The 13262-nt window shown below is 68.5% G+C and carries 8 protein-coding genes; 4 read left to right on the plus strand and 4 right to left on the minus strand.

Annotated elements, in window-relative coordinates:
• Positions 1–3: 3 nt before the first annotated feature.
• Positions 4–3495: a squalene/phytoene synthase family protein gene (locus D187_RS28790; RefSeq protein WP_002623688.1), complete on the minus strand. Its 3492-nt coding sequence runs from the start codon at positions 3493–3495 to the stop codon at positions 4–6.
• 532 nt (positions 3496–4027) lie between these two features.
• Here D187_RS28790 and D187_RS28795 point away from each other — a divergent pair.
• The 3 genes from D187_RS28795 (at position 4028) to D187_RS28805 (ending at position 5965) form a co-directional block, all read left to right on the plus strand.
• Positions 4028–4534 (plus strand): Hsp20/alpha crystallin family protein, encoded by a 507-nt coding sequence (locus D187_RS28795; RefSeq protein ID WP_002623690.1) that lies wholly within the window; start codon positions 4028–4030, stop codon positions 4532–4534.
• Between the two features lie 102 nt (positions 4535–4636).
• Positions 4637–5374 carry a 2OG-Fe dioxygenase family protein gene (locus tag D187_RS28800; protein ID WP_043431818.1) on the plus strand — a complete coding sequence of 246 codons (738 nt, stop codon included), beginning with the start codon at positions 4637–4639 and terminating at the stop codon, positions 5372–5374.
• A gap of 120 nt (positions 5375–5494) precedes the next feature.
• The gene (locus tag D187_RS28805) at positions 5495–5965 is read left to right on the plus strand and encodes an FBP domain-containing protein (protein ID WP_002623692.1); all 471 of its coding nucleotides are present in this window, start codon (positions 5495–5497) and stop codon (positions 5963–5965) included.
• A 55-nt stretch (positions 5966–6020) separates the two neighbouring features.
• On the opposite strand, the gene D187_RS28810 is transcribed toward D187_RS28805, so the two are convergent.
• Genes D187_RS28810 through D187_RS28820 form a run of 3 tightly spaced genes read right to left on the minus strand, consistent with a single transcriptional unit; the run spans position 6021 to position 11847 of the window.
• A complete protein-coding gene (locus D187_RS28810) occupies positions 6021–7145 on the minus strand; it encodes a trypsin-like peptidase domain-containing protein (RefSeq protein WP_043431820.1) in 1125 nt (374 codons plus the stop codon).
• Between the two features lie 33 nt (positions 7146–7178).
• Positions 7179–10793: a P-loop domain-containing protein gene (locus D187_RS28815; protein WP_002623694.1), complete on the minus strand. Its 3615-nt coding sequence runs from the start codon at positions 10791–10793 to the stop codon at positions 7179–7181.
• Positions 10780–11847 carry a hypothetical protein gene (locus D187_RS28820; protein ID WP_155893651.1) on the minus strand — a complete coding sequence of 356 codons (1068 nt, stop codon included), beginning with the start codon at positions 11845–11847 and terminating at the stop codon, positions 10780–10782. Before D187_RS28820 ends, D187_RS28815 begins: the two co-directional genes overlap by 14 nt.
• 72 nt (positions 11848–11919) lie before the next feature.
• On the opposite strand from D187_RS28820, the gene D187_RS28825 reads away from it, so the two are divergent.
• A complete protein-coding gene (locus tag D187_RS28825) occupies positions 11920–13191 on the plus strand; it encodes a hypothetical protein (protein ID WP_002623696.1) in 1272 nt (423 codons plus the stop codon).
• Positions 13192–13262 lie beyond the last annotated feature (71 nt).

Genomic DNA, 13262 nt, shown 5'->3' on the forward strand with positions numbered 1-13262 from the left:
GGGTTACCCGGCCGAGAGGCGTTGGTGGTGGTTCGGTGCCTGGCGCCAGAGCTCCGCGTAGTGGGCCTGGAGCGTGGTGTCATCGGCGTGGTGGTTCATGCAATCGGTGATGAGCGTCTCCACCTCCGCGCGGGGAATCTTCACCGGTTGGCCCGCGACGAACATGGCGTCGTTGCCCCGGGCGAGCACGAGCGAGCGCGCCGCCATCCACAGCGGCAGCAGGCAGAAGAGCCGCAGCTGGGGCGCGGTGGCGGGGATGGCGAGCGCGTAGCGCAGCCCGTCGTCGAGGTTCCTCCGGGCGAGCTCGAAGAGCGGCGCGACGGTGGCATGTGCCCGGGTGCGCTGCGCGGGGTCCGTCAGCTCCGCCACGCCCATGCCGCCCGCGGCGCACAGGGCGCGGGGGATGAAGGACCAGCCCCGCTCCTCGCGGTCATCCGTCACGTCCTTGAGGATGTTGACGAGCTGGAGCCCGGTGCCGAAAGCCTCCGCGTGCAGGCGCATCGTCTGGGCCTGCTCCGGCGTCACCTCGCTGCCCAGCTCCTCCAGGAACAGCTCCGTCGTCAGATGGCCCACGGTGCCCGCCACGAAGTAGCAGTAGCGCTCCAGGTCGGACACCGTGTGCAGCGCCACGAGGCCGTCGGCGCCGCGCTCCCGGTGGGCGTAGATGGCCATGCCGCGCGCCATCTCCGACGTCCAGCGCGCCAGGCTCGCCTGGATGTTCTCCGGCAGCGTGTGGAAGACGCGCATGACGGTGGGCAGGGCGCGCGACAGGGCCAGCTCGGCGTCCTGGCCTGGAATGGGCTTGAACGCCTCGGTGAAGGCCTCCGGCTCCTTGTGGCCGCGCAGCACGTCCAGGAAGCACGCGAAGAGCGGCTCCTTGGCGGCGAGCGGCACGGACGGGTGGTCCTCGATGGTGTCGGCGACGCGGCACAGCAGGTAGCCCAGCGTCATGGCCACCTCGAGGTTGCCGGGCAGCAGCGCGATGGGCCGCGCGAAGGTGCGCGACACCTCGCCGAGGCTCTCCTTGCAGAAGATCCAATCCGCCTCGGAGCGGCCGGAGGGCACCGACGGAGCGGAGGCCGCGCGGCGCAGGGGCTCGGGCCGCTCGCGCCGCAGGACTTCGTGGAGCGCGAGCGCATCGAGGCTCTCCGCGCACTCCTCCCAGGGCGCGACCTGGGACGGGCCGCGCGCCTCGTCGTGGAGGCCCTCGGCGAGCGCCGTCGCCAGCAGGGCCTCCGCGGCCTCCATCGCCTCGGGGTAGGGGGCGCGCACGGAGATCAGGGCCTGGAGCGCGATCGCCGTGAGCCACCGGCGCTCGGCGTCCCCCTGGACGGGGATGCCTTCCGTGAAGGCACCGTCCTCCGCCTGCCGCTCGACGAGCCAGCGCGCCGCGCGGCGCAGCCGGGAGTGGGTGGTGGGCCCCTTGGCGGCGAGCAGGGCCTCCATGGCCCACGCCGTGGCGGCGATGCGGCCCTCGGACCCGAGGGGGGCCCAGGAGCCGTCGGGCGACTGCGTCTCGCTCAGCCAGCGGGCCGCGCGCTCGAGCGCGGGAGTGATGCGCGCGTCGAACATTCCGGGCTGGCGGCGCTGGATGATCTTCAACGCCTCGCAGGCCAGGGCGGTGGCGCGCAGATCCCCCACACCCCGGCCGCCCGCGCGCGTCCTGTCGAAGGCCCGGGCCGCGAAGCCACCGGCCACCGTCTGGCACCCGAGCAACGCATCCACGCCCTCGGAGATGCCCACGATGGGCTCCTGCACCCAGGTGGAGCCGCCCAGCAGCAGGTGGAAGAGTCCGGCGAGGTCCGCCGTGGCGAGGGAGGGAGGCCGGGCGCCCGGAGCCTCGTGCTCCTCGAGCTCGAGCAGGCGTCGCAGGCCCTCGTGCGCGAGGTGGCGGCGCCACAGGCTCATGCGCGCCGCGATGCCCGCGCGCATGTCGGTGCGGGTGATGGCGCGCATGATGCGGATCGCCCCCGTGCGCAGCACGTCATCCGGCCGCTGCTTGAGCTGCGTGGCGAACGACTCCAGCTCCCGGAGGAGGAAGTCCGTCGCCTGCTCCATGACCGGTGCGAGCGGCGGAGGCGTGGCCTGGCGGCGCCGGGAGGACTCGCCCTCCTCCGTCTCGCTCCGAGGCACGTCCCGCACGGGGATGAACTCCTTGAGCAGGGGAATGGGGTGGGTCGGGGTGCCACGTCCGCGGTAGCGCTGATGCAACCCGCCCGGCACGAGGCTGGCGGCGGGCCACTGCATCCACTCGCCATACGCGGCCAGCTCGGCGGACACGCTCTTGAGCCCGCCCCGGCGCAGCGCCGAGCGCGCCGTGCTGTTCATGGCCTCCGCGGCGATGCGCATGAAGATGCCGCCGAAGCTCGACGTGCGCTCCTCCTGGCCGCAGAGGATGCGCATCGTCTGGCCGCGCGCCTCGGCGTTCTCGCGCAGCACGTCGAACATGGCCTCGCGCACGCCGGTGGCGCTCGGATCCTCGCGCCGGAAGCAGTGGTAGAGCGCGCTGGCGAGCAACTCCGGCACATAGCCGCGGCGCTCCTCGGCGTAGCGCTCGAGGTCCTCGTGCGCCGCCACGCTGCGCGCGTCGAGGAAGCCCATGCTCAGGCCGATGGCGGTCATCGGGTGCACGTGGCCGAGCGCGTCGCCCACGAGCGCGACGTGGCCCCGGCCGAACTCCGAGCGCGGGCGGAAGCGGTTGGCGGCCCAGGTGACGGGGCCCTCGGCGAGCGCGCGCCGGAAGGCGGGCAGCAGCGCGGGAGGCAACACCGGGCTGAAGGCATCCCAGAGGAAGGTGGGGTTGCGCTGGGCCGCGCCGTAGCGCAGGGGCACGTCCAGGCAGCCCCGCACCCGGTCGGGGCCGATCCGGTAGAGGAGCGCCGGTCCGGGACCGCCGAGCAGCACGTGCCCGAAGCCCTCGAAGGGCAGCTCCAGTCCGCGCAGCTCCACCGAGGCCATGTAGGAGAGCAGCGTGCTGTTCTCCTCCAGGCCGAGCTGCCGGCGCACCACGGACGCCCGTCCGTCCGCCCCGATGATGCGCGCCGCGGTGAGCTCCACCTGGGCGCCCCGCTCCCGGTCATCCACGCGCAGCACGTGCCCTTCCAGGCCCGCCAGCCGCGCGTACGGCACCAGCTCCACGCCCGCCAGGCCCGCGGCCTCCTCGCGCAGGCCCTCGACCAGGGTGTCATGGGCACACGTGAGCGCCACGCCCTGGGGGTAGGCCATCTCGATGGGCGCGCTGCCATCGTCCGGGAAGATCTTGAAGCCGAAGCTCGTGCGGGCGTGGGCCCAGTCCGAGCGGCGGATGCGCAGCGAGTCGAGCACGCCGACCCCCGGGGGGTGGATGAACTCGCCCGCGAAGCGTCGGCACGCTTGCGGATTGGCCTCGAGCACGAGCACCCGCGCGCCCCGGTGGGCGAAGGCGATGGCGGAGACCAGCCCCGCGGGCCCTCCGCCGATGACCGCCACGTCGTAGTGCTTTCGTGTGAATCTCATCGTCGCAATCCGTTCCATGCCGCGCGTGGCGGCGTCATCAAGAGGGGAGAAGCCGAGGCGAGTCGGCTCAGCCGGGGGGCGGACCCACGAGGCGTCGGGCGCTCACGTGTCGGGAGGACGCTGGCACCACTCGCGAGGCCAGGAGCCGAGACCCGAGCCATGGCGAATGCCGACCCGGCCGAACCGGCACTCGCACTCATGACTGGCCTCATGGACAGGCTCCTGAACGGGCGAAAGGACTCCAGGTCGCGTCCTGTAGCAAACCGCGTGGTGGATCGCGAGGCCATCGACAGCCGTCCAAGTTCCCGAGAAACGAGGAGACCCGAGGGGTGATGCACGCCTGTCACCCGGGCTCTTCGCGGTCAGTCCGTTGACTTCCGCGTCAGCCCCGCGGGCCCGCGTGCCTCCCGGCGGAGCAGGAGGGCGGGGGCCTCGCGTGGGCGCGCCTTGCCAGCACCTCTCGACGCTCTACCCTGAATTGGGAGGGCCGTGGCGCAGCGTCGCGCGACCCTGTTCGGAAAGGAGAAACATCATGTCTGATCTTCCCGTGCGTCGAGGCAGTGGGACTTCGTCCCTCGGCCGATGGCCCCGGACGGCCGATCCCTTCGAGCAGATGAAGGAATTGATGGGATTCGATCCGTTCGACCAGGTGGAGCGCCTGCTGGGGACCGACCGGTCGTGGAGCTTCAACCCAGCCTTCGAGGTGAAGGAGACGAAGGACTCGTACATCTTCAAGGCGGATCTTCCCGGAATCAGGGATGAGGACCTGGAGATCTCCCTCACCGGAGACCGGCTCACCATCAGCGGCAAGCGAGAGAACGAGAAGAAGGAGGAATCCGACCGTTTCTACGCCTATGAGCGCAGCTTCGGCTCCTTCAGCCGTTCGTTCACCCTGCCGGAAGGGGTGGACGCGGAGCACTGCATCGCGGACCTGAAGGACGGCGTGCTCAACCTGCGGCTGCCCAAGGTGCCCGAGGTGCAGCCCAAGCGCATCGAGGTGAGCAGCGGTTCGAAGGACAAGGGCCACGTGAAGGCCTGAAGCCGCGAGGGGAGGCGGGTCCACGCTTCCCGCCTCCCGGTATCGCCGCTGGACTTCTTCCTGGCTCGTGGATAGAGCCCGGACACTCTCCGGGCCCCCTCCATGAGCCTCTCTCCGCCTGTCACCACCCCTTCCCACGTTATCCCCGCCCTGCGTGAGCTTGGCTATGCCGTGCTCGACCGGGCCGGCCTGTGTGAACACGTGGGAACTTCGGCCGCCGTGCTCGAGGCCCTGCGTCCGACCTGGAACGATCTGCCGCCCGACGCCTACCTGCGCGACGGGGGGCGCTATCGCTCGCGCCGGCATTCGTGCTTCGTCGTCGAGGGCGAGGCCGTCACCCAGGTGCCCCACCGCGCGCACTGGCAGCCGGTCGAATACAACGCGCTGCACGGCGGGCTGGAGCGCTGGTTCGAGCCGATGACGCCGGCCGTGGTCGCGCAGCCCGTCTGGCCTCGCCTGTTGAGCCGGCTCGCCGTGTATTGCTCCGAGCTGCGGGGGGCGCGGCCCTGGTTCATCGAGGCGCACCAATTCCGCATCGACACGACGGATGGCATTGGCCGGCCGACGCCCGAGGGGGCGCATCGGGATGGCGTGGACTTCGTCGCCGTGATGCTCATCGGGCGCGAGGGCATCAAGGGCGGCGAGACGCGGGTGTTCGAGGCCCAGGGCCCCCACGGCATCCGCTTCACGCTGACCGAGCCCTGGTCGGTGCTCCTGCTGGATGACGAGCGCGTCATCCACGAGAGCACGCCCATCCAACCGCTGTCCGGGCAGGGGCACCGCGACACGCTGGTGCTGACCTTCCGCGCCAACGGCTTCCAGGGCCCCTCCGCGCCGTAGCGCCCGCGAAGCGAGGCGCCGGGCGAGCGCTCGCGTCCCGCGAGAAACGAGCGGCTGAACCCCCATGCTCTTATGTAGGCGGTGCACGGGTGCGCCCAGGCCCCCGTGAGGAGATCGACCATGTTCCTCATCGAGACCGAGAAAGACTTGTTGCAGGCCTTCCGCCCCCGTGACCGGGAGAAGGTCGAGCTGCCCAAGGACCTCCGCTTCCCGCTGTTCGTGCGGGACTACTTCGCGTGGGTGGAGCCCGCGGGGACCCGGGTCTTCCTGGTGTGCCCCTCGCCGCAGGGCAAGCGCCCCATGGGTATCGCCTTCCGCCGCGACTCGCACGGAGGCCCCGCGCCCTCGCAGATGTGCGACTGGTGCCACTCCTACGGCTCGTCCAACGAGATCGGGCTGCTCACCACGGACGTCAATTCCAAGCGCCGGGTGGGCGTCAACCTCTGCCAGGACCTGCGCTGCAAGGAGAAGCTGGAGTCGGCGGCGGACCTGTCCGGCCGTCACTTCCGCGACGTCATGCCCCCGCTGATGGAGCGCATGCAGCGCTTCGCCCGCGAGGCGCTGCGCATCGAGTCCGTGCCGGAGCAGTGAGCCCCGCACTTCAGCAGCGTACTCCCGCGGCGAGCCCGTGACGGCGGCTGGTGGTTCAACCGAGTTCAGCTTGCGTCTGACGGATTTCCCGCCACAGCGCCTCGGGCGCGTTCTGCCGGATGTGCTCGAGCACGCGCCCGATAGGGACGCCCACATTGACCCAGGCCGTGCTCTTCCCCTGGAAGTTGACGTTCTCCACGTTGACCGATGACCGATGCAGGGCCACGACCCGCCACGTGTCGTCGAGCACGGGAGCGCCAGAGGAGCCCTGCTGCGTGTCCGTGAAGTAGCGAAGCTCGGTGGGGGAGTTCGCGGTGACGAGGTTGTTCCTACAGGCGATCTTCTTCTCCTGCCCGAGCGGGTGTTGGATGATGTTCACCGGCGTTCCCACTGCCACCAGGCCCGCCTTCACCGCGAGCGGCCGGCGGGATTGCCTCCGCGCGAGCCTCAGCACCGCGTAATCGAGACCTGGATCGCAGCTCTCCAGCTTCGCGACCGCGACCGACTCCGGCACCTGGGTCTTGGAGTCAAAGTCGAACCCAAGTCTCGCGTTCGCCGCCTGCAGCTCGAGGTCAGCGCGTGCCGCGGCGGCTTCCCCCTCCTGCCGCGCGTTGATGACGTGGTGGTTGGTGATGGCCAGCTCGGGAGTGAGCAGCCAGGCGGTCCCCTGGGAGAGGTACTCTCCTCCACTGGCGAGCATGCGGCGGGCGCCTCCGTCGTAGCGGGGCACCGTCACCAGGGTCACGGCCGCGCCAGCCGCAACCGCTCCCGTGAAGAAACCGAACGACACCATGTCGTCCTGGTGGATGATCCGCTCCTTGCGCTCCGGGACATTCTCCAGCTCGATGGGCGGAGCACCCGATGAGCGCTGCGATACGACGGAGAGCGCTTGGGCGAAGACCTTTGCGTCCTCTACCGGCCCCGCTACGGCCAGCGCGCTCTTCAACCAGGCCGCGAGTGGCACGGAGCCATCCGTCAGGCGCTCGGTGTGATTGAGCCGGTTGAGGGTATTGAGCAGCATCGTCGAAGGCGAAAGGCCTAGTGTCTGGATGCTCCCCGCGAACTGGGGGTTGAGGCTGCTCAGCAGTGTCATCTGGGTCATCGGGTTGCCGAGCCCCATCCGGAGGGCCACGGTCGTGAGCTCGAGGAGCTCGTCCTGCTTCAGGTATCTGAATTCCACGCGTCCCCCAGAGAGGCTCACTTCGACGATGTCTCACGAAAAGGGGGCTGTGCCCAGCTCGAGGCTCCCACGCTCGACGAAGGCCAAGGTGAGCATCGCGGGTAGATCGGCTGGGCAGTCCTGGGACTCCAAGATTTCGGCCAGGAATCGTTCGGCTTCAGCCGGGCGGTACCAAACGGCCTGTACGTGGGGCCATCCCGCGTGCCTGAGATGCCGTGCGATGTCATCGCCGATGCGCGAGAGCATGAAGCCGTCATCTCCGAACCCCAAGTTCTTGAGCCCCCACCTCAACAACTCGGGATGAGCCGAGGCCACCAGCCCGATTCCCAGCCGCGCGAGCCGCGGATGCCGATAGGCGACCTCGTCAGGGTTCGCGGCCAGCAGCGCGGCAAGTGAGTCCCTTCGCTCGTACCATTGTTCCGGAGTCGTGGCATCGAGCTGGGCGCGGCGGGTGAGCGCCTGCAGCCATCCGCCGAATTGTCTCGTGCGCTGTGCGAGCCGAGCGACCTGAAGAAGACTCGTCTCCGCGAGCCCGATGTCGCCCATGCGGCTGGCCAGTTCCGCGCGAATCAGAAGCATCGGGGTTCTCATGCCGGCATCGTCCGACTCCCCCGTTCCTCCCAGGGCCGCCTCGATCGCCTCCATCGCCACGCGTCCGGGAGACCTGCCCTCGAGTGCTCTCTGGAAGATCGTCCCTTCACCGTTCGTCTTTTGGAAGGGTTCGTAGGCTTGGGCAATCCAGCCGGGCACCCCCTCATCCCGCTCCGAGGTCTCCTCGATCACCCTCGCCGAGCGCCTCGCGCGAGCAGTGCGTTCAGGATCCTCGGGAAGCCCCTCGAGCACGAAGATCCGTGCGACCCAGGCTCCGAGCTCCGAAGGGCAGTGCCTCGCCTGGAGGACTTCCACCAAGAAATCCTCGACCGCACCCGCCTCGAACGCGCTCGGCGCCAAGGGCCACCCTGTACGGCGCAGCAGGCTGAGCACATCTCGTACATCGGGAGCCGAGGACTGAACCTCGCCGAATCCCACGACCTCGAGGCCTCGAACCAGCAGTTCGAGTTGACTGCCCGCCACCAGACCGAAGGCCAACCTCGCGAGCCGATCGTGTCGGACCAGGAGTTCGTGTGATGTACTCGTGAGGAAGGCTTGCAGGGCACCTGCCCGTTCGCGCCACTGTTCTGGGCTCACCGCGCCGCTCCACACGCGCGCGACGAGCGCCCGCAGTACGAGCTCCTCCCGCCCGCTCCTCCGCGCGATCTGCTCGGCATGATCCAGGCTTTCATTCGCGGACTCGTGCTGCCGCAGAGTGGTGGCCAGCTCGGCACGGAGCAGGAGCAACGGTAGCGAAGAGGCTCCCGCCATCGGGGTCGCGGCGGCCAATCCCTTCTCCACCACCTCGAGCGCCTCAGCCACCTTCCCGAGCCGTTGAAGCACCTGGGCTTCCAGCTCGTAGAGCGGACTCCCGGAAGTGCGCTCCTCGCGAGCTCCCAGCACCCGGAGCGCCAGATGGGCCTCGCCGCGTTCCAGCATCCCCCGCACGCGCGACGCCGCATTGCGCTCCCAATCCGCCAGCTCCGCCTCCTTCCACATGCGTGACGGCAGCTCCAACCCCAAACGCGAGGCCAGGAACGGTCTGGCTGTTGGCGGCAGTTCCTCCAACGCATTGCCCAGGTACGGTTCGACCCCTGGCATCCAGCGCTCCTCCACCTCGTGGGGCGGCGCTCCCATCGAGAGGCGGTGGTAGATTTCCTCCGCCCGGCTGAGCGGATCCGTGTTGCCTTCGTAGTAGCGAACCGCCGCCTCGTGGATTTGCTGGACCTGAACGGGTTTCTCGGCCTTGAGCGCCTCCAGCATCACCCGCCGGACGTCGGTCCGGTGGTGCAGTGATTGATCCGCCGCGACGAAGACGAGCGACACCTCCCGCTTGAACTCCTCGAAGAGCCCCTCCGCATCTCCGCTCCCGTCCACGCGTAGCTCGCAGGGGCCGGCGAGGACCCTGGAGATGATCTCCGGGGTGACGCGCCGTACCACCAGGCCAGGATGGGCGAGCTTCCGTATCCTCGGATCATGGATGTGCCCCAGGATGCGCTGGTAGAGCTGTCCTTGAATCACTGCCTCTCGCGCGCTGAAGAAGAAGAGCCTGCGCGTCTTGAGGCCCTCGATACCACCGCGGCCGGCGCCCTCCCGCTTCACCACATCCGCCGCCAACTTGAGCGTCAGCGGATTCCCACCGAGCTGCTTCACGAGATCGTCGATTGCCTCCGCATCCTCCACGCCACTCAAGCGCAGCAGCTCCCGGGATGCTTGAGGATCGAGCTCCGTCAACGGCAGTTCGTCGACTCGCAGGGTTTCTGTCGGAGCCCGGCCGCAGATCACCGTGCGCAGCTCGGGGCAGCTCTGCTGGAGCAACAGCAGGAAGAGCGACAAGGTCTCGACATGACCGATGCCCTTGAACTGCACCTCCTCGTACGTGTCGAGCACGAGCAGGACGCGAGGCAATCTCCTGGGGGATTGGCTCCGAAGCATCGTCGCCAGAATGACGCTCAGGGTCTCGGTCAGGACCTGCCAATGTGGCCAGAGCGTGGTTCCGGGTTGCACCGCATCCGGGTGGGGCAGTGGGGGGGCTTCATCCCCCGGCGACTCCAGACGATCCAGCAGGGCGGACAGCGACCTGGCTGTTGGCGTGCGCTCCTCCTCCGCCAGGCGCCGCCATTGATACGCCCGCCCCGAGGTGACGCCCTCACAGAGACGACGAAACCGCGCGAACTCCTTCATCTCCGGACGCTGGAGACGCAGCTGCCGAGCGATTTCCACGAGCAACGTGGCCGGATTATCGGTCAAGAGCGTCGGATCATCGAAATCGAGATAGACGAATGGGATCGGCTCCTCGGCTTCAGCGTGCTCGAGAATGAAGCGGGCCAGGAGGGTGGATTTGCCCATTCCCCCCGGGCCATGGATGAGGAGCGGCTTGCGGGAAAAAGCGCCGAACGCCTCCAGCAGGGACCGCCGGACTGTTTCCGACGCGGAGACATCAACGACCCCCACGTAATCCCGGAGCTTCTGCAACTCGGCACCGCGGCCACAAAATCGCTGCCCCGCGAGATACTGGAATGGCGCCATGAACTGGAGCCACTCCAGGCGACGCTGGACCTGCTCGGGGCCGGGCAGCTCTGGCACCAGCGCCCGGAACCAGTGCACCACTTGAAGCGTGCAGCCCAGTTCCTCCAGTCCCTGCTGCTCGAGAGGCCGGGCCGTGCCCTTCAGCCAGTCCGAGATCATCCGCTGGAGGAGATCTGGCTCCCTGGGCGGATTCACCGCGAGTGCGCGCAACAGCTCCGAGCGCGAGCCGAGACGCGCGATGGCCACCTGGCGAACGCCCTGGCGCAGCGTCCACCGCGTCCTGCCACCGGGAGTCGTCACCGCCTCGCAGTCGGCCATGAGGTGCCGCAGCGCCTCCTCCCGGACCTCCTGGGCGCGGAGTGGCCGGAGCGTGGTGGGCTCGAACGTCGAGAGGACGCAGGCCGCCATGCGGTACTCCCAGCGCAGGGGTTCCACCTCCTCCGCCTGGACCAGGGCGGTGGGAGGCTTCAGCTTCGCGAGCCGCTGCTCCACTTCCTCCAGGGTGAGCTTGCGATCAGCGGAGTGCATCGGAGACCTCCCGGACCGCGATGAAAACCTGGGACAGCCAGCCTGGCTCCGTGGGCAGCAGCGTCACGCGCTGAAGCACTTCCGTCACCGCGCGCTGGATGATGACGGCGTCCTGCCCGGGCAGGAGTCGCTGGAAGTACTCCGTGATGTGCAGCGGCTCGATGGCGAGCAGTTCCTCGGTGACCACGGGACAAGGTGCCAGCAGCCGTGGATCGTAGTCGAACAGGAGGAGACGGCCATCTGTCTGGTTGAGCGCCTGCGAGATGTGGTGCGCCAGATTCTGGATGAGGGCCTGAGTGCCTGGAGGTGCGTCCCGGAACCCGTCGAGCACCAGCCAGAACGGCAGTCCCGGGCGGTTGAGCGTGGAGAGGATCCAGATGCACAGCTCCTGAGCCCAGCGCTTCTCCTGGGACCGCTGTGGCGGCATGGTGGACAACTGTCCCTTGGCGAGCTGGACGAGATCCCGCGCCACGTCGCCCAGCGTGTAGGTCTCCGCGAGCCCCTTCTCGGCCGCGTACGCGAACGTGACGAAGGAGGGCATGGTGTCATTGAGGTGGCTGACGAACCAGCTCGAGTAGGACTTGCCGCTCTGCGCGGGGCCGTTCACCACCAACACCCTCGGCCCGGCCACACGCTCCACGAACTGGCGCAGCACGACGCGGAGCCGTGCCCGATCAAGGAAGGGCCCGACGTGCAGTTGGCACCTGGCATAGGGATCGTCCGCCGTCTGCTCCGCCTTGCGGGCCTCCAGCTCGGCCCGGATCTGTTGCAGCTCGGGGTAGACGGAGAAGTCGGGCAGCCGCAACAACCGCAGGATGGCGGGCTCTCGCGGTGCGAGACCTTCCTCGTCGAAGAACCGAAGCAGCGCGTGGATGTATTCGTGGACCGAGTTCTTGATGCCGATCCTGCTGCGCACCGTCAGTCCCAGCCAGATTCCGATGGTGTCCGCGGCATGCTGGCCACTGAGGAGTTGGTCGAGCCGCGAGAACAGAGCGCTGGTCTGAGCCGAGGAGAGGAGCATCTGGGCCTCGTGCGACCATACCGCGTCCGCCATGCGCGAGCTAGCGGACCCCCAGCGTGTCGGGGGAGGATGGGGCTACCCGCTCCATCACCCAGGCCTCGACCCATGCCCTACGTCTGTGGAAGCTGCAGGACCGACCTCACCCATCTCGTGACGGAGAAGCAGACCGAGGAGGGCATCATGGTCTTCGAGGGGTTCACGCCAGGCGCGAGCGAGCCGACACCCGCTCCGAAGTTCCAGAGCGTGAGCTTCAAATGTACCAACACGCCCAACTGCGGCAGGCTCAACGCCTTCGAGATCGCGGCGAAGGACGCCAACGACACGGTTCTTGGCCGAATCCTGGATGAGGAAGAAAGCCAGACGTACACGCAGCTGCGGACCTACGTGACCCCCAAGGAGACCGGAGAACGGATCGACAAGTACGTGTCCTGGCTCTTCGGCGGCGCGGGGACCCTGAGCACGCTCCTGGCTCTCTTCAACAGCGTCATCCCCTTCACCCCCGCGGGCAAGGTCCTCCTCACGATCTCCATCGTCTTGATGGTCGCGTGCCTGCTTGCCGCCGCGAGCGCCTCGACCCTGACCGCCAAGAAGATCAATCCGAACAACCTCAAGGCCCTCATGGCGCATGTCGTCGAGCGCCGCGGCAAGCAGGGCTCGCAGCTCTGGCTGGCCACGTTGTTCTTCGCGGGAGCGATCCTCGTGTTGGGGCTCATCCCCGCCTTGAACCTGATGACCCAGGAGAGCAAGCACCCGCGGCTCCAGGCCGGCTACGCGTATGACTCGAATCGCCTGACCGCCACCTTGAACGCGTCGGGACTCGATCCATTCGAGGTGATCGAACTCCAGATCTTCGCTCGGAATGACCCGAACGCGGTGGTGGCCCGCGGGCGCTCGGCCGCGGGAGCCTCGGGTGAGGCCCAGCTCAACCTCACGCTGGACCGCGGGGACCAGGTCCGCCCACTGGCGATGAAGAGCTGGAGGTCGCACGATGGGAAGATGGAGGATGAGCAGCTCACCGCGCTCGAAATCCCCGCCCCCTCCATCGCGGAGCAGGTCACCTACAGCCTCGAGAATGGCAAGCTGCGGCTCGGCCTCGCGGTGACCAACCTCGCCGCACCCAGAACCTACGTGCTCGAGGTCTCGCGAGAAGGCAAGAACGCACCGCACGTGCTGGCTCAGACCCGCCTCGTTCTCGGTTCCACCGTCTCGACAGGTGAGTTGAAGCTCGAGAAGGACGTCGATCTGGCATCAGGAGCCCTCTCCCTCGTCGTCGCTCGAGAGGAGGGAAGCAACCTCGTGAGCATCTTCAACCGCAAGCTCACGGACAGCGTCCTGCAGGTCTCGCAAGCGCCGCTCGTGAACGGGGCGGCGAACTGATGAAGTCCGCGTCCGCGCACACGGAGAGGACCATGCTCGGAGGCAAGGCACGGCAGACCCGCCGCGCTGGG

This window comes from Cystobacter fuscus DSM 2262 (genome assembly GCF_000335475.2).
GTDB lineage: Bacteria > Myxococcota > Myxococcia > Myxococcales > Myxococcaceae > Cystobacter > Cystobacter fuscus.

Coding starts and splice junctions, on each gene's coding strand:
- D187_RS28825 (WP_002623696.1), top strand. CDS start 11,920: ATGCCCTACGTCTGTGGAAGCTGCAGGACCGACCTCACCCATCTCGTG.
- D187_RS28805 (WP_002623692.1), top strand. CDS start 5,495: ATGTTCCTCATCGAGACCGAGAAAGACTTGTTGCAGGCCTTCCGCCCC.
- D187_RS28790 (WP_002623688.1), bottom strand. CDS start 3,495: ATGAGATTCACACGAAAGCACTACGACGTGGCGGTCATCGGCGGAGGG.
- D187_RS28820 (WP_155893651.1), bottom strand. CDS start 11,847: ATGGCGGACGCGGTATGGTCGCACGAGGCCCAGATGCTCCTCTCCTCG.
- D187_RS28795 (WP_002623690.1), top strand. CDS start 4,028: ATGTCTGATCTTCCCGTGCGTCGAGGCAGTGGGACTTCGTCCCTCGGC.
- D187_RS28800 (WP_043431818.1), top strand. CDS start 4,637: ATGAGCCTCTCTCCGCCTGTCACCACCCCTTCCCACGTTATCCCCGCC.
- D187_RS28815 (WP_002623694.1), bottom strand. CDS start 10,793: ATGCACTCCGCTGATCGCAAGCTCACCCTGGAGGAAGTGGAGCAGCGG.